The organism is Streptomyces sp. NPDC127129, assembly GCF_042671585.1.
Taxonomy (GTDB): Bacteria; Actinomycetota; Actinomycetes; order Streptomycetales; family Streptomycetaceae; genus Streptomyces.
In genome coordinates this window covers 97,068-118,470 of the sequence record NZ_JBHXTV010000016.1, presented here as the reverse complement: position 1 = coordinate 118,470, position 21,403 = coordinate 97,068, and the positions used below count along the sequence as shown (strand labels likewise).

The 21,403-nt window shown below is 72.9% G+C and carries 16 protein-coding genes; 12 read left to right on the top strand and 4 right to left on the bottom strand.

Annotation, left to right across the window (positions count from 1 at the left end; translation table 11 throughout):
• Positions 1-16 precede the first annotated feature (16 nt).
• The 5 genes from ACFVGW_RS28310 (at position 17) to nudC (ending at position 10,574) form a co-directional block, all read left to right on the top strand.
• On the top strand, positions 17-3,655 hold the full coding sequence (locus ACFVGW_RS28310) for an ATP-dependent helicase (RefSeq protein WP_385853923.1): 3,639 nt from the start codon (positions 17-19) through the stop codon (positions 3,653-3,655).
• A 109-nt stretch (positions 3,656-3,764) separates the two neighbouring features.
• On the top strand, positions 3,765-4,598 hold the full coding sequence (locus ACFVGW_RS28305) for a hypothetical protein (RefSeq protein WP_385853922.1): 834 nt from the start codon (positions 3,765-3,767) through the stop codon (positions 4,596-4,598).
• Positions 4,599-4,670: 72 nt separating this feature from the next.
• Complete coding sequence (locus ACFVGW_RS28300; protein ID WP_385853921.1) at positions 4,671-8,147, top strand: UvrD-helicase domain-containing protein; 3,477 nt, start codon at positions 4,671-4,673, stop codon at positions 8,145-8,147.
• A 10-nt stretch (positions 8,148-8,157) separates the two neighbouring features.
• Positions 8,158-9,591, top strand: a complete 1,434-nt coding sequence (locus ACFVGW_RS28295) for a dipeptidase (protein ID WP_385853920.1) — start codon at positions 8,158-8,160, stop codon at positions 9,589-9,591.
• Complete coding sequence (gene nudC, locus ACFVGW_RS28290) at positions 9,588-10,574, top strand: NAD(+) diphosphatase (RefSeq protein WP_385853919.1); 987 nt, start codon at positions 9,588-9,590, stop codon at positions 10,572-10,574. Before ACFVGW_RS28295 ends, nudC begins: the two co-directional genes overlap by 4 nt.
• A 76-nt stretch (positions 10,575-10,650) precedes the next feature.
• Here the strand turns inward: nudC and ACFVGW_RS28285 are convergent, their stop codons facing one another.
• On the bottom strand, positions 10,651-11,763 hold the full coding sequence (locus tag ACFVGW_RS28285) for an acyltransferase family protein (protein WP_385853918.1): 1,113 nt from the start codon (positions 11,761-11,763) through the stop codon (positions 10,651-10,653).
• Between the two features lie 199 nt (positions 11,764-11,962).
• Positions 11,963-12,220: a mycoredoxin gene (locus tag ACFVGW_RS28280; RefSeq protein WP_352191285.1), complete on the bottom strand. Its 258-nt coding sequence runs from the start codon at positions 12,218-12,220 to the stop codon at positions 11,963-11,965.
• Positions 12,221-12,408: 188 nt separating this feature from the next.
• Here ACFVGW_RS28280 and ACFVGW_RS28275 point away from each other — a divergent pair, with 188 nt between their 5' ends.
• The 5 genes from ACFVGW_RS28275 to ACFVGW_RS28255 all read left to right on the top strand — a co-directional run bounded on the left by ACFVGW_RS28275 (position 12,409) and on the right by ACFVGW_RS28255 (position 16,298).
• Complete coding sequence (locus ACFVGW_RS28275) at positions 12,409-14,616, top strand: ATP-dependent DNA helicase UvrD2 (RefSeq protein WP_385853917.1); 2,208 nt, start codon at positions 12,409-12,411, stop codon at positions 14,614-14,616.
• Positions 14,617-14,787: 171 nt separating this feature from the next.
• Entirely contained in the window at positions 14,788-15,159 is a 372-nt protein-coding gene (locus tag ACFVGW_RS28270; RefSeq protein ID WP_352191287.1) for a hypothetical protein, read from the top strand.
• A gap of 174 nt (positions 15,160-15,333) precedes the next feature.
• Positions 15,334-15,702: a WhiB family transcriptional regulator gene (locus tag ACFVGW_RS28265; RefSeq protein WP_352191288.1), complete on the top strand. Its 369-nt coding sequence runs from the start codon at positions 15,334-15,336 to the stop codon at positions 15,700-15,702.
• Complete coding sequence (locus ACFVGW_RS28260; protein ID WP_352191289.1) at positions 15,699-16,022, top strand: hypothetical protein; 324 nt, start codon at positions 15,699-15,701, stop codon at positions 16,020-16,022. Before ACFVGW_RS28265 ends, ACFVGW_RS28260 begins: the two co-directional genes overlap by 4 nt.
• A 93-nt stretch (positions 16,023-16,115) precedes the next feature.
• The gene (locus tag ACFVGW_RS28255; RefSeq protein WP_352191290.1) at positions 16,116-16,298 is read left to right on the top strand and encodes a hypothetical protein; all 183 of its coding nucleotides are present in this window, start codon (positions 16,116-16,118) and stop codon (positions 16,296-16,298) included.
• Between the two features lie 55 nt (positions 16,299-16,353).
• Here the strand turns inward: ACFVGW_RS28255 and ACFVGW_RS28250 are convergent, their stop codons facing one another.
• The gene (locus tag ACFVGW_RS28250; protein ID WP_385853916.1) at positions 16,354-17,697 is read right to left on the bottom strand and encodes an ABC1 kinase family protein; all 1,344 of its coding nucleotides are present in this window, start codon (positions 17,695-17,697) and stop codon (positions 16,354-16,356) included.
• Between the two features lie 41 nt (positions 17,698-17,738).
• Complete coding sequence (locus ACFVGW_RS28245; protein ID WP_385853915.1) at positions 17,739-18,890, bottom strand: TOMM precursor leader peptide-binding protein; 1,152 nt, start codon at positions 18,888-18,890, stop codon at positions 17,739-17,741.
• A gap of 188 nt (positions 18,891-19,078) precedes the next feature.
• Between ACFVGW_RS28245 and ACFVGW_RS28240 the strand changes: the two genes are divergently transcribed.
• Together ACFVGW_RS28240 and ACFVGW_RS28235 are read left to right on the top strand one after the other, a co-directional pair.
• A complete protein-coding gene (locus ACFVGW_RS28240) occupies positions 19,079-19,654 on the top strand; it encodes a M48 family metallopeptidase (protein ID WP_383228415.1) in 576 nt (191 codons plus the stop codon).
• A gap of 113 nt (positions 19,655-19,767) precedes the next feature.
• Complete coding sequence (locus tag ACFVGW_RS28235; RefSeq protein ID WP_385853914.1) at positions 19,768-21,396, top strand: TerD family protein; 1,629 nt, start codon at positions 19,768-19,770, stop codon at positions 21,394-21,396.
• Positions 21,397-21,403: the final 7 nt, after the last annotated feature.

Below are 21,403 nucleotides of genomic sequence, written 5' to 3'. Positions count from 1 at the left end.
GGACCGGTCGATCCACGTGAGTTCCTCCTCCACCACCCGGCGCACGCCGTACCAGGGGCGGACCACGGGCGCGTACCGACTGGTGCGTACCGCCCCGGAGCGGGTGGATCCCCCTGTCCTTGACGCAGTGCAGCGGGAAGTGGTTGACCACGAGGGCGGACCGCTTCTGGTGCTGGCCGGACCGGGCACCGGAAAGACGACGACGCTGGTGGAGGCGGTCGCCGCCCGGATCGAGAAGGGCACGGACCCGGAGCGGATCCTCGTCCTCACCTTCAGCCGCAAGGCGGCGGTGGAGCTGCGCGACCGGATGGCGACGCGCATCGGCACGGGCGCCGGGCGGGCCGGGGGCGGGGTGCGGCCGCCGCAGGCGACCACCTTCCACTCGTACTGCTACGCCCTGATCCGCGCGCACCAGGACGCCGAGCTCTTCGCCGAGCCGCTGCGGCTGCTGTCGGGCCCCGAGCAGGACCTCTTCGTACGAGAGCTGCTGGCGGGCCAGCTCGACCTGGAGAAGTCGGGTCTCGCGGGGATCCGCTGGCCCGACGAGCTGCGCGCCTGCCTGACCACGCGCGGCTTCGCCGACGAGGTACGGGCGGTCCTCGCGCGCTCCCGGGAGCTGGGGCTCGGGCCGCGGGCGCTGGCGGAGTTCGCGCAGCGGGTGGGGCGGCCCGACTGGAAGGCGGCGGCCGGCTTCCTGGCGGAGTACCTGGACGTCCTGGACCTCCAGGGGGTGCTCGACTACACGGAGCTGGTGCACCGGGCGGTGCTGCTGTCGGAACGGACCACGCTGCCCGGCTACGACGCGGTCTTCGTCGACGAGTACCAGGACACGGACCCGGCGCAGGTGAGGCTGCTGAGGGCGCTGGCGGGCGGCGGAAGGACGGTGGTCGCCTTCGGTGACCCCGACCAGTCGATCTACGCGTTCCGGGGTGCCGACGTGAACGGCATCCTGGACTTCCCCGACACGTTCGCGGGCGCGGACGGCCGGCGGGCGAAGGTCCGGGTCCTGACAAGGTCCCGGCGCTCGGGCGAGAAGCTGCTCGGCGCGACGCGCGAGCTGACGCGGCGGATGCCGCTGACACGGCTGCCCGCGGACGCGGTGCGCGCGCACCGCGACCTGGGGGCGGTGCGCGGCGGCGGCCGGGTGGAGGTCTTCACGTACCCCACGGCCTCCACGGAGTCCGACAACATCGCCGACCTCCTGCGCCGCGCGCACCTGGAGGACGGCGTCCCCTGGCACGACATGGCGGTCCTCGTCCGGGCGACGGCCTCCGTCCCCACCCTGCGGCGCGCCCTCACCTCGGCGGGCGTCCCCCTGGAGACCGACACCGCAGACACCCCCCTCCGCCACGAGCCGGCGGTGGCCCCCCTCCTCCTCGCCCTCCGCGCGGCAGCGACCCCGGCGGACGAAACCGCCCCGGACGGCGACGAGCAGCCCCCGGAGCCCGATGCCGCCGGTACGGAGGGGAGCGACCCGGACGTGTCCGGCGACCGGTCCGATACGGCTGGGCTTGGCACGGACGTGCCCGGCGCGGACACGCTCGGCGTGGATGGGTCCGGCGACCGGCCCGGCACGGACGGGTCTCGCCCGGACGGGTCAGGCACGGACCGACCCGGTACGGCCACGTCCGGCACGGAGACGCTCGGCGCGGACGGGTCCGGCGACCGGCCCGGTACGGAAACGCCCGGTCCGGACGGGTCCGGTGACCGGTCCCATGCGGCTGGGCTTGGCGCGGATGCCATCGGCGCCGGCCCCGGCGGGGCCGGGGTGGGCGATGCGGGGTGGCTCGGGGTCGAGGTGGCGCTGGCGCTGCTCGCTTCGCCGCTCGGCGGGATGGATCCCGCGGATCTGCGGCGGCTCGGGCGGGCCCTGCGGGACGAGGAGCGGGCCGGGGGCAACAAGGTGCCGCCGCCCTCCGACGTCCTGCTCGCCCGCGCGCTCGCCGAGCCCGAGCGGCTCGTCGCGCACGACCAGTCGTACGCCCGGGGCGCCAGGCGGCTCGGGGAGCTGCTCCAGCAGGCCCGTCGCCGTCTCGCCGCCGGCGGCACCGCCGAAGAGGCGCTCTGGCTGCTCTGGAACGGCACCCCGTGGTCCGGCCGCCTGGAGCGCGCCGCGCTCCGCGGCGGCGCCGCGGGCCGCAACGCCGACCGCGACCTCGACGCCGTCTGCGCGCTCTTCGAGACCGCCGCCCGCGCCGAGGACCGCGTCGGCGGCCGCGGCGCCCTGAACTTCCTCGAAGAGCTCGACGCCCAGGACATCGCCGCCGACACCCTCTCCAAGCGGCAGTCCCGCCCCGACGCCGTCCGCCTGATGACCGCCCACCGCTCCAAGGGCCTCGAATGGGGCCTCGTCGTCGTCGCCGGTGTCCAGGAGGGCCTCTGGCCCGACCTGCGGCGGCGCGGTTCGCTCCTGGAGGCGGACCGCATCGGCCGCGACGGCCTCGCCGAGCCCCTCACCCCCGGCGCCCTCCTCGCCGAGGAGCGCCGCCTCTTCTACGTCGCCGCCACCCGCGCCCGCGACCGGCTCGTCGTCACCGCCGTCAAGGCCCCCGCCGACGACGGCGACCAGCCCTCCCGCTTCCTCACCGAGCTCGGCGCCGAACCCAAGGACGTCGCCGGACGCCCCCGCCGCCCCCTCGCGGTGGCCGCGCTCGTCGCCGAACTGCGCGCCACCACCGTCGACCCGGACGCCTCCGACGCGCTCCGCGCCGCCGCCGCACAGCGCCTCGCGCAGCTGGCCGCGCTCACCGACGACGAGGGCCAGCCGCTGGTCCCGGCCGCCCACCCGGACCGCTGGTGGGGGCTGTTCGAGCCCACCCGCAGCCGGGTTCCGCTCCGCGACCGGGACCACCCCGTCGCCCTCTCCGGCTCGGCGCTCGACCAGCTCGCCAACACCTGCGCCCTCCAGTGGTTCCTCGGCCGTGAGGTCAAGGCCGACGCCCCTGCGACGGCCGCCCAGGGCTTCGGCAACGTCGTCCACGTCCTCGCCGACGAGGTCGCCTCCGGCCGTACCCCCGCCGACCTCGACGTCCTCATGGCGCGGCTCGACTCGGTCTGGGACGCGCTCGCCTTCGACGCGCCCTGGAAGTCCGGGCAGGAGAAGGAGCACGCGCGCGTGGCGCTCGAACGCTTCCTGCGCTGGCACGTGACCGACCGCGGCGGCCGCACACCCGCCGCCACCGAGCACGACTTCGACGTGACCCTCGAAGCCGGTGCGTACGAGGTCCGGATCCGGGGCTCCATGGACCGGGTGGAGACCGACGAGCACGGCCGCGCCTACGTCGTCGACTTCAAGACCGGCAAGTCCGCGCCCACCAGGGACGAGGTGGCGCACCACCCGCAGCTCGCCGTCTACCAGCTCGCGGTACGCGAAGGAGCCCTGGACGAGGTCTTCGACGGCCGCCGCCCCGAGCCCGGCGGCGCCGAACTCGTCCAGCTCCGCCAGCCCGCTCCCAAGAAGGAGGGCGGGGACACGCTCCCGAAGGTCCAGGCGCAGGAGCCCCTGGCGGGGGAGTGGGTCGGCGACCTCCTGGCCACCGCGGCCGGCCGTGTCCTCGACGAGCGCTTCACCCCCACCACGGGCCAGCACTGCACCCACTGCACGTTCCGGTCCGCGTGCAGCGCCCAGCCGGAGGGCCGCCACGTCGTCGAGTAGCGCCCGCACCGACAGGCGCGGGAGCGGGAGCCCCTCACCGGCGAAGTCGCGGGCGCAGGCGGCGGGGCTCACCCTGGTGGGTGAACGGGGAATCCGCGAGGAGGCTCGCATGGCGCCGTCCACCCACCACAGGACCCGTACCGCGGCGGCCGCCGTCTGCACGGCGGCGGCGGTCGCGACGGCCGGGTTCGCCGGCCCCGCCGCCTGGGCACAGGCAGCCCCTCCGCCGGTCGCGGCGCCCACCCTCGCCCCCACCCTCGCCCCCACCCCCGACCCCTTCGAGGACCTGACGCCCGACGCGATCGCCGACCGGGCCGTCCAGGCCACCCAGTCCGCGACCTCCCTGCGCATGGCCGGGCGGGTCGTGTCCGAGGGGCAGCCCCTGGACCTCGACATCGCCCTCGACGACGAGAACAACTGCACGGGGCTGATGAAGGTGGACGGCGGCACGGGCGAGCTGCGCCAGGCCGACCGGATCACGTATCTGAAGGGCGACGCGAAGTTCTGGCGGGTCTCCATGTCCTCCCAGGGCGTGCCGCCGCCCCAGATCGACGCGACGATCCAGCTCGTCCAGGGCCGCTGGCTGAAAATCACCCCCGGCCAGCCCGGTGGCAGCGATCTGAGCGGGGTCTGCGACCTGAACGCCGTGCTGAGCGACCTCGGCGAGAACAGGGACGACCGCAAGGGCATGACCCGGGGACCGGACGCCGAGGTCGAGGGGACCCCCGTCGCCACCCTCGTGAAGAAGAAGCCGGGCGGCGAGACGACGACGGTCTCCGTCGCGCAGGAGGGCAAGCCCTACATCCTCAAGATCGTCAAGAAGGGCGGCGAAGAGCCGAGCACCCTCGTCCTCTCCGACTACGACAAGCCCGTGAAGGTCGTCGTACCGCCGGCGGACGAGACGGTGGACATCTCCAAGCTGGACCAGGGCACGGCCGCCTGAGCGGGCCGCCCCGGCGGCCCCTTCCGCCCGCGGCGTCCGGCGCTGTCGGTGGCGCCGGTTAGCCTCTCTGAGGTGACCGCACGCATCACCGACCCCGAGCAGCTCAAGGAGCTCCTCGGCATCCCGTTCACCCCGGAGCAGACGGCCTGCATCATCGCGCCCCCCGCGCCGCAGGTCATCGTGGCCGGAGCCGGCTCCGGCAAGACGACGGTGATGGCCGCCCGGGTGGTCTGGCTGGTCGGCACGGGCCAGGTCGCGCCCGAACAGGTCCTCGGCCTGACGTTCACCAACAAGGCCGCGGGCGAACTCGCCGAGCGCGTCCGCACCGCCCTCGTCCGCGCCGGCGTCACCGACCCCGACGCGTACGACCTGGACAATCCCCCCGGCGAGCCCCGGATCTCCACGTACCACGCCTTCGCCGGGCAGCTCCTGACCGACCACGGCCTGCGCATCGGCCTGGAGCCCACCTCCCGCCTCCTCGCCGACGCCACCCGCTACCAGCTCGCCGCGCGGGTGCTCCGCGAGGCGCCCGGGCCCTACCCGGCGCTCACCAAGTCCTTCCCGACGCTCGTCAGCGACCTCCTCGCCCTCGACGCCGAGCTCGCCGAACACCTCGTCCGTCCCGAGGAGCTGAGGGCGTACGACTCCGAGCTCCTGGACGCGCTCTCCCGCGCCAGGCTGACCAACGCCGACCTGCGCAAGGTTCCCGAGACGGCCACCGCCCGCCGCGAGCTGCTCGACCTCGTCGTCCGCTACCGCGCCGCCAAGCGCTCCCGCGACCTCCTCGACTTCGGCGACCAGATCGCCCTCTCCGCCGAACTCGCCACCACGCGCGCCGAGGTGGGCGCCCTCCTGCGCGACGAGTTCCGGGTGGTGCTGCTCGACGAGTACCAGGACACGTCCGTCGCCCAGCGACTCCTTCTCTCCGGCCTGTTCGGCGGGGGCACGGGCCACGCCGTCACCGCGGTCGGCGACCCCTGCCAGGCGATCTACGGCTGGCGTGGCGCCTCCGTCGCCAACCTGGACGACTTCCCCGCCCACTTCCCGTACGAGGACGGCAGCCCCGCCACCCGCTACGCACTCTCGGAGAACCGGCGCAGCGGCGGCCGTCTCCTCGACCTCGCCAACGGGCTCGCCGAGCCCCTGCGCGCCATGCACGAGGGCGTGGAGGCGCTGCGCCCGGCGCCCGGCGCGGAGCGCGACGGCTCGGTGCGGATCGCCCTGCTGCGCACCCACGCCGAGGAGATCGACTGGCTCGCCGACTCCCTCGCCCACCTGGTCCGTACGGGCAGCGAGCCCGGCGAGATCGCCGTCCTGTGCCGGACGGCCACCGACTTCCCCGCCATCCAGGCCGCGCTGGTCGCCCGTGACGTGCCGGTCGAGGTCGTCGGCCTCTCCGGGCTGCTCCACCTCCCCGAGGTCGCCGACCTGGTCGCCGTCTGCGAGGTCCTCCAGGACCCCGGGGCCAACGCCTCCCTGGTCCGCCTCCTGACCGGTCCTCGCTGGCGCATCGGCCCCCGTGACCTGGCCCTCCTCGGCCGCCGCGCCCGCGTGCTCGTCCACCGGGAGCGGGGCGGCGCCGACGCCGGCGCCGACGAGCGGCTCGCGGCGGCGGTCGAGGGCGTCGACCCGGCCGAGGTCGTCTCGCTCGCCGACGCCCTCGACACGTTCCTCGACGCCGGGGGAGAGGACGACGGCCTGCCGTTCTCGGCAGAGGCCCGCGTCCGCTTCGCCCGGCTCGCCGCCGAGCTGCGCAGCCTGCGCGCCTCGCTCGCCGACCCCCTCATGGACGTCCTCCACCGGGTCCTCGCCACCACGGGCCTGGAGGTCGAACTCTCCGCCTCCCCGCACGCGCTCGCCGCCAGGCGCCGCGAGACCCTGTCGAACTTCCTCGACACGGCCGCCGGCTTCGCCTCCCTCGACGGCGAGGCGACACTGCTGGCCTTCCTCGGCTTCCTGCGCACGGCCGCGCAGTACGAGAAGGGCCTCGACAACGCGCTTCCGGGCGGCGAGAACACGGTCAAGGTCCTCACGGCGCACAAGTCCAAGGGCCTGGAGTGGGACGTCGTGGCCGTGCCCGGTCTGGTCTCCGCCCAGTTCCCGAGCACCAGGGCCCGTGAGTCGTGGACCTCCCAGCCGCAGGTCCTCCCGCACGCGCTGCGCGGCGACGCCCCGACCCTGCCGGGGATCGACGGCTGGGACGCCGCCGCCCTGAAGGGCTTCAAGGAGGCGATGCGCGACCACCAGCACACCGAGGAGCTCCGCCTCGGCTACGTCACCTTCACCCGCCCCCGCTCCCTCCTCCTCGGCTCCGCCCACTGGTGGGGCCCGGCCCAGAAGAAGCCGCGCGGCCCCTCGGACTTCCTCCACGCCCTGTACGACCACTGCGCGGCGGGATACGGCGAGATCGAGGCGTGGGCCGACGAACCGGAGAAGGACGCCGAGAACCCGGCCCTCGCAGAGAACCGCCCCGACGAGGCCTGGCCCCTGCCCCTGGACCCGGAGTCCTTCGCCCGGCGCCGCAAGGCGGCGGCCGCGGTGGAGGCGGCGCTGTGGGCACGGCCCGCGAACGCGCTGCCCGCGCAGGGGTCCGCACCCCAGGACCCCGAGGACCCCCAGGACCCCGAGGACCCCGAGGACCTCTGGCCCGACGAGGAACCCGTCTGGGACGACGAGCCTCTCTGGGAGGACGAGCTCCTCCGGGACGACGAGCCCCTCCGGGACGGGGCGCCGCCCGTCGCCGACGCGACCCCCGCCCTCCAGGACGACGCGCCGCCCGTCGCCGACGCGATCCCCGCCCCCCGGGCACCGGAGGCCGTCGCCACCCCCGAGGAGGCCCGGACGATCGCCTCCTGGGACCGCGACCTCTCCGCCCTCACCACGGAACTCCGCCGCTCCCGCGCCACCACCCGCGACGTCCTGCTCCCCGCCTACCTGTCCGCCTCCCAGGTCCTGCGCGTCGCAGCCGACCCCGAGGGCTTCGCGCAGGAGCTGGCCCGGCCCATGCCCCGGCCGCCGCAGCCCGCCGCCCGGCGCGGGACGCGGTTCCACGCGTGGGTGGAGTCCCGGTTCGACGAGCTTCCGCTCCCCATGCTCGGCCCGGACGAACTCCCCGGCGGCGAGGAGTTCGCCGGCGAACCGGAGATCGCCGACGAGCGGGACCTCGACGCGCTCAAGGAGGCCTTCGCCCTCACCCCGTACGCCCACCGCACTCCGTACCGGGTCGAGGTCCCCGTCCACCTCACCCTCGCGGGCCGGGTCGTCCGGGGCAGGATCGACGCCGTCTACCGCGACCCGGACACCGGCGCGTACGAGATCGTCGACTGGAAGACCAGCCATCTGCGCACCGCCGACCCGCTCCAGTTGGCGATCTACCGCCTCGCCTGGGCCGAGCAGCACGGCCTCGACCCCGACGACGTCGCCGCCGCCTTCGTCTACGTCCGCACGGGCGCGGTCGTCCGCCCCCGGGCACTCCCCGGACGGGCCGAGCTGGAGGCGACGCTGCTGGGCGGGCCGACCCCGGACAGACCCGCCCCGGACGCCGGATAGGCTCAGGAGCATGAGCGAGACCCCGGACAGCGCCGTCCAGACCGTACGTACCCAGGCCGTGCGCACGTACATCGAGCAGCACCGTGCCGCCTTCCTCGACGACCTCATGGACTGGCTGCGCATCCCCTCGGTGTCGGCTCAGCCCGCCCACGCCGAGGACGTCCGGCGCAGTGCCCGGTGGCTCGCCGACAAGCTGGCCGGCACCGGTTTCACCACGGTCGAGGTCTGGGAGACGGACGGCGCGCCGGCCGTCTTCGCCGAGTGGCCTTCCGGCGACCCGGGCGCCCCGACCGTCCTCGTCTACGGTCACCACGACGTCCAGCCCGCCGCCCGCGAGGACGGCTGGCACACCGACCCCTTCGAGCCGCACGTCACCGACGGCCGGATGTACGCGCGCGGTGCCGCCGACGACAAGGGCCAGGTCTTCTTCCACACCCTCGGGGTCCGCGCCCACCTCGCGGCGACGGGCCGCACCGCGCCCGCCGTCAACCTGAAGCTGATCGTCGAGGGCGAGGAGGAGTCCGGCTCCCCGCACTTCCGTGCCCTCGTCGAGGCCCGCGCGGACCGTCTCGCCGCCGATGCCGTGATCGTCTCCGACACCGGGATGTGGTCCGAGGACACCCCGACGGTCTGCACCGGCATGCGGGGCGTCGCGGACTGCGAGATCGAGCTCCACGGCCCCGACCAGGACATCCACTCCGGTTCCTTCGGCGGCGCCGTGCCCAACCCGGCCACCGTCGCCGGACGCCTGGTCGCCGCGCTGCACGACGAGGACGAGCGCGTCGCGATCCCCGGCTTCTACGAGGGCGTCACCGAGCTCTCCGACGCCGAGCGCGCCCTGATCGCGGAGCTGCCCTTCGACGAGGCCGCGTGGCTGACCACGGCCAAGTCCCACGGCACCCTCGGCGAGGCCGGCTTCTCCACCCTGGAGCGCGTCTGGGCCCGCCCGACCGCCGAGGTCAACGGCATCGGCGGCGGCTACCAGGGTCCCGGCGGCAAGACGATCGTCCCCGCCTCCGCCCAGCTGAAGCTCTCCTTCCGGCTGGTCGCCGGCCAGGACCCGGAGAAGATCGAGCTCGCCGTACGGGAGTGGCTCGCCGCCCGCGTACCCGCCGGGATCCGGTACGAGATCGTCTTCGGCGCCCCCACCCGGCCCTGCCTCACGCCGCTGGACCACCCGGCCCTCAAGGCGGTCGCGGGCGCGATGAGCCGTGCCTTCGACGGCGCCAAGGTCCGCTACACCCGCGAGGGCGGCTCGGGCCCGGCCGCCGACCTCCAGGACGTCCTGGGCGCGCCGGTGCTGTTCCTCGGCATCTCCGTACCGTCCGACGGCTGGCACGCGCCCGACGAGAAGATCGAGCTCGGTCTCCTCCTCAAGGGCGTCGAGACCGCCGCACACCTGTGGGGCGACCTGCCCGCCGCCCTGCGCACCGCCGCGCGATGAACCCACACAACGATCCGGGGGAGTTGGAAGTACCTGTGTCCACCTTGAACAGCCAGTTCGCGGACCGGCCGATCTCGCTCACCGCCCCGAGCGGGATCGACCGTGCCGCCCACCACCGTCTCGACGAGGCGTGGCTCGCGGCGGCCTGGAGTCACCCCTCGACCCGCGTCTTCGTGGTCTCCGGGGGTCAGGTGCTGATCGACGACACCCCCGACGGCCGCACCGAAATCGTCATGACCCCGGCCTTCGAGGCCCCCGTCACCGAGACCCACCGCTACTTCCTGGGCACGGACGCCGACGGTGTCTCCTACTTCGCCCTCCAGAAGGACGCCCTGCCCGGCCGCATGGACCAGTCGGCCCGGCCGGCGGGGCTGCGCGAGGCGGGCCTGCTGCTCTCGCCGCGGGACGCGGGCCTGATGGTCCACGCCGTCGCCCTGGAGAACTGGCAGCGGCTCCACCGCTTCTGCTCGCGCTGCGGCGAGCGCACGGTGATCGCGGCCGCCGGGCACGTCCGCCGCTGCCAGGCCTGCGGCGCCGAGCACTACCCGCGGACCGACCCGGCGGTCATCATGGCCGTCACGGACGCGGAGGACCGCATCCTCCTGGGCCGCCAGGTCCACTGGCCGGAGGGCCGCTTCTCGACCCTCGCGGGCTTCGTCGAGCCCGGCGAGTCGATCGAGCAGTCGGTCGTGCGCGAGGTCTTCGAGGAGGCGGGCGTCACGGTCGGCGAGGTCGAGTACGTCGCCAGTCAGCCCTGGCCCTTCCCGTCCAGCCTGATGCTGGGCTTCTTCGCGCACGCCACGTCCTCGGAGATACACGTGGACGGCGAGGAGATCCACGAGGCCCGCTGGTTCTCGCGCGAGGAGCTGGCCGCCGGGTTCGAGTCGGGCGAGGTGCTGCCCCCGTACGGCATCTCGATCGCCTCCCGCCTGATCGAGCTCTGGTACGGCAAGCCGCTCCCGAAGCCGGGCGACGCGGTCTGATCCGACCCGGAACACCGACGAGGAAGTCCCCGCCCGGCATGCCGGACGGGGACTTCCTCGTCATGCCCGGAGGTGATCAGATACGGGCGAGGTTGCGCTTCAGGTACCTGCTGAGCGGCTTCTCGACGAGGCGGTGCACCAGGTACGACAGCACCAGCATCCCGAGGAAGACGGCGGTGACCAGCGTCCACGGCGAGATCTGCGGCGCGGCCTCGCTGAAGTACTTGAAGAACTCCCAGCCGATGAACTCGTGCAGCAGATAGAGCGGGTAGGTCAGCGCCCCCGCGATCGGCAGCCACTTCCACTGCATGCCGGAGAGCTTGCCCGTGGCGACCAGCGCCATCAGCCCGAAGAAGACCGCGAGCAGCACGAGCACGGGCCAGGCCGGCCGGTCGCCGGCGAAGCTGATCCGCTTGAACCTGTCGATGGTGGGCGCGAGCGAGGCGCAGTAGCAGACGGCGACCACACCGAAGAGCATCAGGTTCGGGCGGAAGCGGTACATGAGGTAGAACGCCACGCCCGCGATGAAGAACCAGCTGTGCTCCGGCATCAGGAGCAGCTTCAGGGGGCCGGGCTCGGCCGGGGCGACCATGATGGTGGCCGCGCCCCAGACGCAGCAGAAGAGCAGCACCCTGCGGTACGTCAGCCCCCACCAGGCGAGCAGGGAGAAGAGCAGGTAGAAGCGGAGCTCGGCGAAGAGCGTCCAGTAGACCGCGTCGACCGGAGCGACCCCCAGTGGCTCCTGGAGCATCGTCAGATTGGTGAGGATGTCGTTCCAGGGCAGATGACTGCGACCGCCGGGAATCACCGTGACGGCGATGCTGGTGGCGATGACGGCGAACCAGTACGCGGGATAGAGGCGCACCACGCGGGAGACGAAGAAGTCCTTCAGCGGCCGGCCCCAGGCGCTCATGCAGATGACGAAGCCACTGATGAGGAAGAAGAACTCCACGCCCAGGTAGCCGTACGAGGCGGTGGTGAAGGTCTCCGGGAATATCTCGCCGACCGGCCGGGGCCATCCCCCGAACCCCATGTAGTGGTACGCCACCACCATGACGGCCGCGCCGAGGCGCATGCCGTCGAGAACGTAGAGACGTCCGGGTTTTTTCTTTGTGGAGTTCGGGTCGAGGCCCGGCGCGACTGTGCCTTCGCGCGGCGTCTTGGTCACGGGGGCTATCTGGTTGAGCACTCGGGTTCCCCACCTGGATGTGCAGCCGCAAATCACGGTCGGGACGAGAGCATAGGGGCGCCTCACAGGCGGCACAAAAGTTCGGAACTGTGACGCTCTTCACTGCGGAGCGGGTACGTCCGTTTTGAGTGGACGAAACCTCGCAAAAGGCCCCGCGGCCGGTGGGAACCGGTCACGGGGCCTTCGGGTCTTCCTGGGATCAGGCGCTGAGCGCCTGCTTCACCTGGGCGAGGCTCGGGTTGGTCATGACGACCTCGGCCGTCCCGGAGGTGGGGAGGATGCGCACGGTCGGCACCGTCTGGTTGCCCCCGTTGGCCTTCTCCACGAACGCGGCCGAGTCCGGGTCCTGCTCGATGTTGATCTCCGTGTACGCGATGCCCTCGCGGTCCAGCTGGCTCTTCAGCCGGCGGCAGTAGCCGCACCACGTGGTGCTGTACATCGTCACAGTGCCCTGCATGGCCAGGCGCTCCTCTTCTTCTTCGTTCTTCGCGTGCTTCGCGTCCCTCGCGGATGCGGGTGGGCCGGGTTGGGTCCGCCCACTGAGAACGTACGGGGTCGCGCGGTCATTCCCGATTCGTATGACCGCTCGCCCGCCCTGTGGACAACGCCCGGCACCCGGCTCCCGCGACCTGGCAGCATGGCGGGGTGACAGCAGCAACGCACTCCCCTCTCTTCCCGCAGGTCCCCGAGTCGGCCGACGCGGTGCTCGACGGGCTCGACCCCGAGCAGCGCGAGGTCGCCCTCGCCCTGCACGGTCCGGTGTGCGTGCTGGCGGGAGCCGGCACGGGAAAGACCCGGGCCATCACCCACCGCATCGCCTACGGGGTGCGGGCGGGGATACTCCAGCCCGGCAGTGTGCTGGCCGTCACGTTCACCAACCGGGCCGCGGGGGAGATGCGCGGCCGGCTCCGACAGCTCGGCGCCGGAGGCGTCCAGGCGCGCACGTTCCACTCCGCCGCCCTCCGTCAGCTCCAGTACTTCTGGCCGAAAGTCGTCGGTGGCGACCTCCCCCGGCTCCTGGAGCGGAAGGTCCAGCTCGTCGCCGAGGCCGCCGCGCGCTCCCGCGTCCGGCTCGACCGGAACGAGCTGCGGGACGTCACCGGTGAGATCGAGTGGGCCAAGGTCACCCAGACCGTCCCCGCCGACTATCCGGCCGTCGTCGCCAAGTCCGTCCGCGAGGCTCCGCGCGACCCGGCCGAGATCTCGCAGATCTACGCGACGTACGAGCAGCTCAAGCGGGACCGCTCGGTGATCGACTTCGAGGACGTGCTGCTGCTCACGGTGGGCATCCTCCAGGACCGGCACGACATCGCCGACCAGATCCGCCGCCAGTACCAGCACTTCGTGGTGGACGAGTACCAGGACGTCTCCCCGCTCCAGCAGCGGCTCCTCGATCTCTGGCTCGGCGACCGCGACAGCCTCTGCGTCGTCGGCGATGCCAGTCAGACCATCTACTCCTTCACCGGCGCCACCCCCGACCACCTGCTGAACTTCCGCACCCGGCACCCGGACGCCACGGTGGTCAAGCTGGTCCGCGACTACCGCTCCACCCCCCAGGTCGTCCACCTCGCCAACGGGCTGCTCAGCCAGGCCCGCGGCCGGGCCGCCGAGCACCGCCTGGAGCTGATCTCCCAGCGCGACCCGGGCCCCGAGCCCGCCTACACCGAGTACGCCGACGAGCCCGCCGAGGCCGAGGGCACCGCCCGCCGCATCCGCGATCTGATCGCCGCCGGAGTCCCGGCCGGCGAGATCGCCGTGCTCTACCGGATCAACGCCCAGTCCGAGGTCTACGAGCAGGCCCTCGCCGACGCCGGCGTGCCCTACCAGCTGCGCGGTGCCGAGCGCTTCTTCGAGCGCCAGGAGGTACGGGAGGCGGGCATCGCCCTGCGCGGCGCCGCCCGCGCCGGGGGGAACGACTCCCTGCTCGACGACGCCGAGGACCTGCCCTCCCAGGTCCGCGCGGTGCTCTCCACCAAGGGATGGACCACCGATCCGCCCGCGGGCTCCGGCGCCGTCCGCGACCGGTGGGAGTCCCTCGCCGCGCTGGTCAGGCTCGCCGAGGACTTCGCCCGCGCCAGGCCCGGCGCCACCCTCTCCGACCTGGTCGCCGAGCTCGACGAGCGGGCCGCCGCCCAGCACGCCCCGACCGTCCAGGGCGTCACCCTCGCCTCCCTGCACGCGGCCAAGGGTCTGGAGTGGGACGCCGTCTTCCTGGTCGGCCTCACCGAGGGCATGATGCCGATCACCTACGCCAAGACCGACGAGCAGGTCGAGGAGGAACGCCGGCTGCTGTACGTCGGGGTCACGCGCGCCCGGCTCCACCTCACGCTCTCCTGGGCGCTCTCCCGCTCTCCGGGCGGCCGCCCCTCCCGCCGCCCCACCCGCTTCCTCAAGGGGCTGCGGCCCGGCTCCGGAGCCCTCGGCGCGGGCGCGGGCCCGGGCGGCCCGGGCGGGTCGAGCGGCGGCTCCGTGGACCGCGCCCCGGGCGGCGGACGGCGCAAGCACCGGGGCCCGGTGCGCTGCCGTGTCTGCGGCGCCACGCTCACCGAGGCCGGCGAGATGAAGCTGATGCGCTGCGAGGACTGCCCCTCGGACATGGACGAGGCGCTCTACGAGCGGCTCCGCGACTGGCGCGGTGACCGTGCCAGGGAGCTCGGGCAGCCCGCGTACTGCGTGTTCACCGACAAGACGCTGATGGCGATCGCCGAGCGCGTGCCCGCCACGGGCGGGGAGCTCGCCGGAATCGCCGGGGTCGGCGCGCGGAAGCTGGACCGGTTCGGAGCCGACGTTCTCGCCCTCTGCGCGGGCGAAGAGCCAGGTGAGGGGTGTGGAGGAGTCGACGAGGAGAGCTGAGGAAAACTCGTCGGAAAAATAGTTTGCGCACCCCCCGTCAAGCCCCATAGGTTCTTAACCACGGAAACAGCGGCTTCTAAGAAGCCCTGTCTTCGTGCTGTACTTGTCCAAATGAACATGAGGGTCCGGCTCACCCCGACCCCTCCGAGACGCCGAGAGGAGGCGATTCCAGTGATCAGCAACATCAACAGCACCACCGTCAGCTTCGTCAGCACCGACAAAATGACCGATCGCTCGGTCGTCTCCGCCTGCTCGCTCGGCCTCTCCGGCTCGGCGTTCATTGGCAGCGGTCTTCCTGGCACCGGTCTGTCCGGCGCCGGTCTGGCCGGCGCCGCTTCCCTGCGGCCGGCTGCCGACCTTGCGGGTCTTCCCGTGATGGAGCGCAACGAGCGACCGACCAAGGCACTGGAAGCAGGAGTAGCAGCAGTCAAGGCCACGGCCTATGGCTTTGCGGCGACCGGTGCCGAAACCAAGCAGCAGACGACGCAGCACCACACGATGTGGGCCTTCCGTGGGCTCGAACCCTGGAGTGATCCAGCCTGATCTGAATCAGGCCGGCGCCTTCAGGGCCGCGGAACCCCACCCGGGATCCGCGGCCCTTCTGTTTGTCCCCGAACGGGGACGGCGGAGCGAAGGGGCCTCGGGACCAGCACCACCCGGTACCAGCCGAAACCCCGGCCCACCAGGCCGGAACGACCAGACGAGGAATTACCCACCGTGCAACTCGAAGCGCACGCCCCGTCCGTACCGACTTCCGAAACGATCCCGCCGCCCGGCCTCACGGAGGACTCCACCTTGACCCCCCTCACCGCGCTCACCGCGCTCGACGACGCCATCGAGAACCTCGGCGTACCCGTCCCCTGCCGCTCGTTCGACCCGGAGGTCTTCTTCGCCGAGTCCCCGGCCGACGTCGAGTACGCCAAGTCCCTCTGCCGTACCTGCCCGCTGATGGAGGCCTGCCTCGCCGGTGCGCAGGAGCGGCGTGAGCCGTGGGGCGTCTGGGGCGGAGAGCTGTTCGTCCAGGGCGTGGTCGTCGCCCGCAAGCGGCCGCGTGGCCGCCCGCGCAAGAACCCGGTCGCGGCATGAACGTCACCGGAACCATCGACCGACCCCTCACGCTCGATCCCCAGAAGCTGGCCCCGATGACCTCTTCCACCAGTGAGCCCTCCGGCTCCGCCACCACAGACGTCACCATCTCCGGCGCGAACGCCTCGCGTCAGAACAGGACCCGTGAAATGCAACTCATCCAAGAAGCCCTGGCTCGTGCTCATATGCACGACCTTCTGCGGGAAGCCGATGCGGAACGCCAGGCCACGCGCCTGGTTGCCGCCCGGCGGATGCAGAAGCGGGCCGAGCGCGTCTCGCTGCGCGCCCGGCGCGCGCTCGCCATGGCTGTCATGCACTGACCCGAAGTAACCACGCGGGGGCCGGTCCGAACGGACCGGCCCCCGCGGTGCGTTGCTGCGCGGCCCGGCCCGCGTCGGACTATCGTCAGGAGGGTGAACGACGCCAGGAAGCCCGAGGAGCCCTTCGTCTGCGCCCGCTGCGGCAGGACGACGGAGGAGCTCCCGGTGACCTGGACCTGCTCGGTGGAGAACGGCGAGCGCCAGTACTTCTGCGAGGCCTGCGCGCGCGAGAACATCAGGTCCATCGAGGGCCGCCTCGACTCCTCCTGGTGGTGACGGCCCTCCGCCCGGCGCTACGCCGGGCCCCTCCGCCCGGTCCCGCCGCGCGCCGCTACTCGGCCGGGACGAAGCCCGGCAGCCACTCCCGCAGCTCGTCGCGGAGCCGCACCGTCGCGTTCAGCTGACAGAGCACCCCGATCGTGCTCAGGGTCACGCGGTGTATCAGCAGATACGACGGCGGCAGATTGAGCTGCTTGCCCAGCTGATGCGCGGGGGAGCGGAGGTCGGCGATCCGGGCGGCCTGGGTCCGCATCCAGCCCCGCGTGAAGGCGAACGCCTCGGCCTCCGCCGGCTCGATGATCGGCAGCAGGTACGCGAGCACCGCGTCCGGGTCGAGGGTGATGGACTCCTTGACGAAGCCCTCCTCGCGCAAGAGCTCGTACACCGTGTCGGCGTCGCCCTCCAGGGTCAGCCGCAGACAGGTGCCGATCGTCTCCGGCAGTCCGCCCGGCAGCCGGTCCACCGTGCCGAAGTCCAGCACGCCGAGCCGCCAGCTCTCCGGGCCGTCCTCGTCGTCGGCGCCCGGCAGCAGCCGGAAGTTGCCCGGGTGCGGATCGGCGTGGAGAAGTCCCGTGCGGGCCGGGCCGGAGAAGAGGAACCGGGCCAGGAGCTGACCGGCACGGTTCCGCTGCTCCTCCGTACCGTCCGCGATCACCTCCGACAGCGGGATCCCGTCGATCCATTCCGTGACGAGCACCTGCTCGCCCTGGTGCACCACGGAGGGCACCACGACATCGGGATCGCCCGCGAACTCCTCCGCGTGCTCCCGCTGCGCCTGCGCCTCCAGGCTGTAGTCCAGCTCCTCCGACACCCGGTCGCGCAACTCGGTGATCAGGGGCTTGACGTCCATACCGGGGATGAGCGGGCCGAGCAGCCGGGCGAAACGGCTGAGTTGCGTCAGGTCGGAGAGCAGCGCCTCGCCCGCCCCCGGGTACTGCACCTTCACCGCGACCTCGCGGCCGTCGTGCCAGACCGCTCGGTGCACCTGCCCGATGGAGGCCGCCGCCGCCGGCTTGTCCTCGAACTCCAGGAACAGCTCCCGCCACTCCGGGCCGAGCCGCTCCTCCAGGACGGCGTGGACCGTCCGTGTCGGCATCGGGGGCGCCGCCTCCTGGAGCTTGGTCAGGGCGGCCCGGTAGGGACCGGCCACCTCCTCGGGGAGCGCCGACTCGAAGACGGACAGCGCCTGTCCGAACTTCATCGCCCCGCCCTTGAGCTCGCCGAGCACCTTGAACAGCTGGTCGGCCGTGCGCTGTTGCAGCTCGCGCGCGACCAGCTCCGCGGACTTGCCACCGATCCGCTTGCCCAGACCCCAGGTGGCCCGTCCGGCGAAGCCCAGGGGCAACGCGGCCAACCTGGCGGTCCGGGTGACCGCCTTCCGGGGAAGATCAGACATGCGCCCCTCCAGTTCCCAGACTGCCGTGCCACACAGGACCGTTACCTCGCCATTGTGTCGTGCGGGCTTCCGGCCCCTGAGGCATGCTCCCCCTCTCCGCGTCGCACCGCACCGCACGGGCACGCCGGGTGCGGTCTCGTCCGCTCCACGCGCCACTCCAGAAGCGGCAGCGACACCTCCCAGCGAGCCCCCGTGCTCGCGGGCAACTCACCGTCGAGAAAGGCCAGCGCGTGGGCCGCGGCCAGCCCGGCGACCGCCGTCGCGAGCCCCAGATCGCACGCCGGCACCTCGGGGGGCGGGCCCGAGCGCCACTGCGCCAGCATCCGGGGCCACACCGGCTCCCGGTCCGACCGCTCCTCCTGCGCGCACCGGGCGCAGGCCGTCCCGCCGGGCAGCACCAGCGGCCCGACCACACCGGTCGCCTCCAGCACCCCCGCATAGAGATGGGGCGTGCCCGTCGTGATCCAGCCCTCGGCGGTGAGCGGGTCGGGGAGGTAGGCGGCGAGGCCGTCCCGCGGTGTCACCACGACGAGTGAGAGCCCTGGCTCCCGTCCGGCGTCACCCGTCACCCGTCTGCCCGCGCGAGGCGGCCGGCCGCCCGGCGCCGACCGCGCCACGAGCCGATGCGCCGCCGCGGCCCGGCGCTCGCCCACCGCCTCGGCCGGCAGTCCGCCCGGAGCCACCTCCCAGGGCCGGACGCATCCGGAGTCCAGCACCTCCACCCTGCCGACCCCCGAGGCCGAGAGCAGGGCGGCCACCGTGGCACCGACCCGGCCCGCGCCCCGGACCTGGACGCGCGCCGCACGCCGCGCGGCCACGCGCCGTAACGCCCCGTCCGGCTCCGGATGGACGACGGAGAGTGAGGCCAGATCGGCGCGAAGGGGATCGAGCGCACCGTCCGGCGCTCCCGCGCCGGCCGCCTTTCCGGGTCTCCCCGCCGAGGCGTCCGCGATCAGCCCGGCCCTCGCGAGCCGGCCGAGCAGCCCTTCGAGCCACCCGTCCGGCAGGCCCAGGGCCCGCGCCTCGGCCCGCAGGAGCGGCATGCCCCGCGTGCCGTCGAGCAGCCCGAGCAGGCTGCCGGTGGTCGTGTCGAGCGGACCCACCACGACCGCGTGCGAGGGCGTCGCCCCGAACTGCACGCTCCGAAGATCGCGCCACGCCCTGCGCAGCGCGGGTTTCAGCATCGGATGCATTTCCGCCCCCGTGATCTTGATCGTCGACTTCCTCCGCCGTCAGATTGCCCAGGAGTCGAAGCGGGCACGGAAAGTTGTCCACAGGGGCGGGGTATTAATCATTCAAATGGTGCACGGTGTGACCGGAGCCCCGCCGAACCGCCCCGGAGGCGGGACTTCCCACGCTGACACCGGGTAACGTCGGGCCCGTGCCCGCCGACCCACAGCGCAGCGTGACAAGGAAGCCGCCCCGCGGTTCGGGGACGAGTGCGGTCGAGGTCCGCAGAAGCTCCCGGCGGAGCAGAACCGTCTCCGCCTACCGCGAGGGCGACCGGACCATCGTGCTCATCCCGGCCCGGATGTCCGAGGCGGAGGAGCAACGCTGGGTGACGGTCATGCTGGACAAGCTGGCCGCCCAGGAGAGCAAGAGCGTCCTCGGCGACGCCGAACTCACCGAGCGTGCCGAGCGGTTGTCCGACCAGTACTTCGCCGGCCGGGCACGGCCGACGTCGGTGCGCTGGGTGACCAACCAGAACACCCGCTGGGGCTCGTGCACTCCGTCGGAGGGCAGCATCCGCCTCTCGCACCGGCTCCAGGGCATGCCCGAGTACGTCGTCGACTACGTCCTCGTCCACGAACTGGCACATCTCCTGGTGCCCGGTCACGGCCCCCGGTTCTGGCGGCTCCTGGAGGCCTACCCGCGCACCGAGCGTGCCCGCGGCTACCTCGAAGGAATCGTCGCCGCCGACCGCCTGCCCCACCTGCCGGCCGCGCGCGAGGAGTAGTCAGGACCGCTTCAGTCCTGTACCGAATACGTACCGGCTTGGCTCAATGTCGCACACAGCCGTTAGCCTGACGCGACGCATTCACATTTCGGGATGGGGGACGGTCGTTACGCATGGCCAGGGAATTCCAACGCGGCCACAAGGCCAAGATCAGTGATCTCACACCGGGAACCGATCTGTACGTGGGTGTGCAGATCGCGGCGCCCGGGCTGACCTTCGACATCAGCTGCTTCGGCCTCGACGCCAACGAGCAGCTCTCGGACGACCGGTACTTCATCTTCTTCAACCAGCCGAAGTCGCCGGAGGAGTCCATCCAGCTGCTCGGCGCGCAGTCGGGCGACACGGAGTCCTTCCGGGTCACGCTGGACCGCATCCCGGCGAACATTCACAAGCTGTCGTTCACCGCGACCATCGACGGCGCCGGCCAGATGTCGCAGATCGGCCCCGGCTACATCCGTATCGTGGCGGGCGGTGAAGAGGTCGTCCGATACCCGTTCACGGGCACGGAGTTCTCCACCGAGCGCGCCGTCATGCTGGGCGACTTCTACCTCAAGGACGTCTGGCGGTTCGCCGCCATCGGCCAGGGCTTCGACGGTGGCCTCGACGCGCTGCTGAAGAACTTCGGCGGCGAGGTCGCCGAGGAGCAGCCCGCGGCGCAGGCACCGCAGGCGGCCCCCGCCTTCGGCGCGCCGCCGCAGGCAGCGGCGCCGCCCGCGTTCGGTGCGCCCGTCGCGCCGCAGGCGCCCCAGCCGGCCCCGCAGTTCGGCGCCCCGCCGGCCGCGCCCGTACCGGCGCCCGCTCCGGCCCCTGCCCCGCAGGCTCCGGTCCAGCCGATGCACGCGGCTCCCACCATGGCCGCCCCGATGGCCCCGCACGCCCCGGCCCCGTCGCCGTACGGCCAGCCGCCGCAGGCACCGCAGGCCCCGCAGTTCGGCCAGGTTCCCGGCGGACAGGCCCCGGGTCAGCCGTACGGCCAGCCGCAGCCCCAGTTCGGGCAGGTCCCCGGCCAGATGGGCGGTGCGCCCCAGGGCATGCCGCCCGGCGTGCCACAGGGAATGCCGCAGGGCGCTCCCGCCGGCGGCCCCGGGCTCGCCGCCGCGCTCCAGCCCTTCAAGGAGACCCCGACCGGCGCCCGCTGGGCCCCGCAGAACCAGCAGCTCATGCGGGTCGACCTGCAGATGGGCGGCGTCCCCGTCCTCGCCCGCCAGGGCAGCATGGTGATGTACCAGGGCAAGGTCGACTTCAGCCACAAGGGCGCGGGCTTCACCGGCCGGATCGTCGGCAACGCCACCGGTCAGGAGATGCAGCTCATGCGCTGCACCGGCCGCGGCCAGGTCTTCCTCGCCGAGGAGGGCGCCCACCTGCACCCGATCGAGCTCCAGGGCGACGGCATCTGCGTCTCCGCCGAGAACGTGCTCGCCTTCGACGAGTCCCTCCAGTACGAGGTACGGAGGATCGAGGGCCACGGCATCCCCGGCGGCGCCCTGTTCACGATGCAGTTCCAGGGCACCGGCACCGTCGTCGTCAAGACGCACGGCGTCCCCGTCGTCCTGCCCGTCACGCCGACCACCTTCGCCGACTGCAACGCGGTCATCGCCTGGTCGTCCGCGTCCCAGGTGATCCTCTCCAGCCAGGTCCGGCTGCGCCGCAACGCGTACCCCGGACACAGCGGAGAGACCGTCAACCTCCAGTTCCGGGGCGCTCCCGGCAACTTCATCGTCGTCCAGCCGTACGAGGTCTGAGGGAGCC

Excerpts from the sequence above, each read along its gene's own strand:
- ACFVGW_RS28245 (WP_385853915.1), bottom strand. The coding sequence starts at position 18,890 with ATGCATCCGATGCTGAAACCCGCGCTGCGCAGGGCGTGGCGCGATCTT.
- nudC (WP_385853919.1), top strand. The coding sequence starts at position 9,588 with ATGAACCCACACAACGATCCGGGGGAGTTGGAAGTACCTGTGTCCACC.
- ACFVGW_RS28305 (WP_385853922.1), top strand. The coding sequence starts at position 3,765 with ATGGCGCCGTCCACCCACCACAGGACCCGTACCGCGGCGGCCGCCGTC.
- ACFVGW_RS28295 (WP_385853920.1), top strand. The coding sequence starts at position 8,158 with ATGAGCGAGACCCCGGACAGCGCCGTCCAGACCGTACGTACCCAGGCC.
- ACFVGW_RS28280 (WP_352191285.1), bottom strand. The coding sequence starts at position 12,220 with ATGCAGGGCACTGTGACGATGTACAGCACCACGTGGTGCGGCTACTGC.
- ACFVGW_RS28250 (WP_385853916.1), bottom strand. The coding sequence starts at position 17,697 with ATGTCTGATCTTCCCCGGAAGGCGGTCACCCGGACCGCCAGGTTGGCC.
- ACFVGW_RS28260 (WP_352191289.1), top strand. The coding sequence starts at position 15,699 with ATGAACGTCACCGGAACCATCGACCGACCCCTCACGCTCGATCCCCAG.
- ACFVGW_RS28235 (WP_385853914.1), top strand. The coding sequence starts at position 19,768 with ATGGCCAGGGAATTCCAACGCGGCCACAAGGCCAAGATCAGTGATCTC.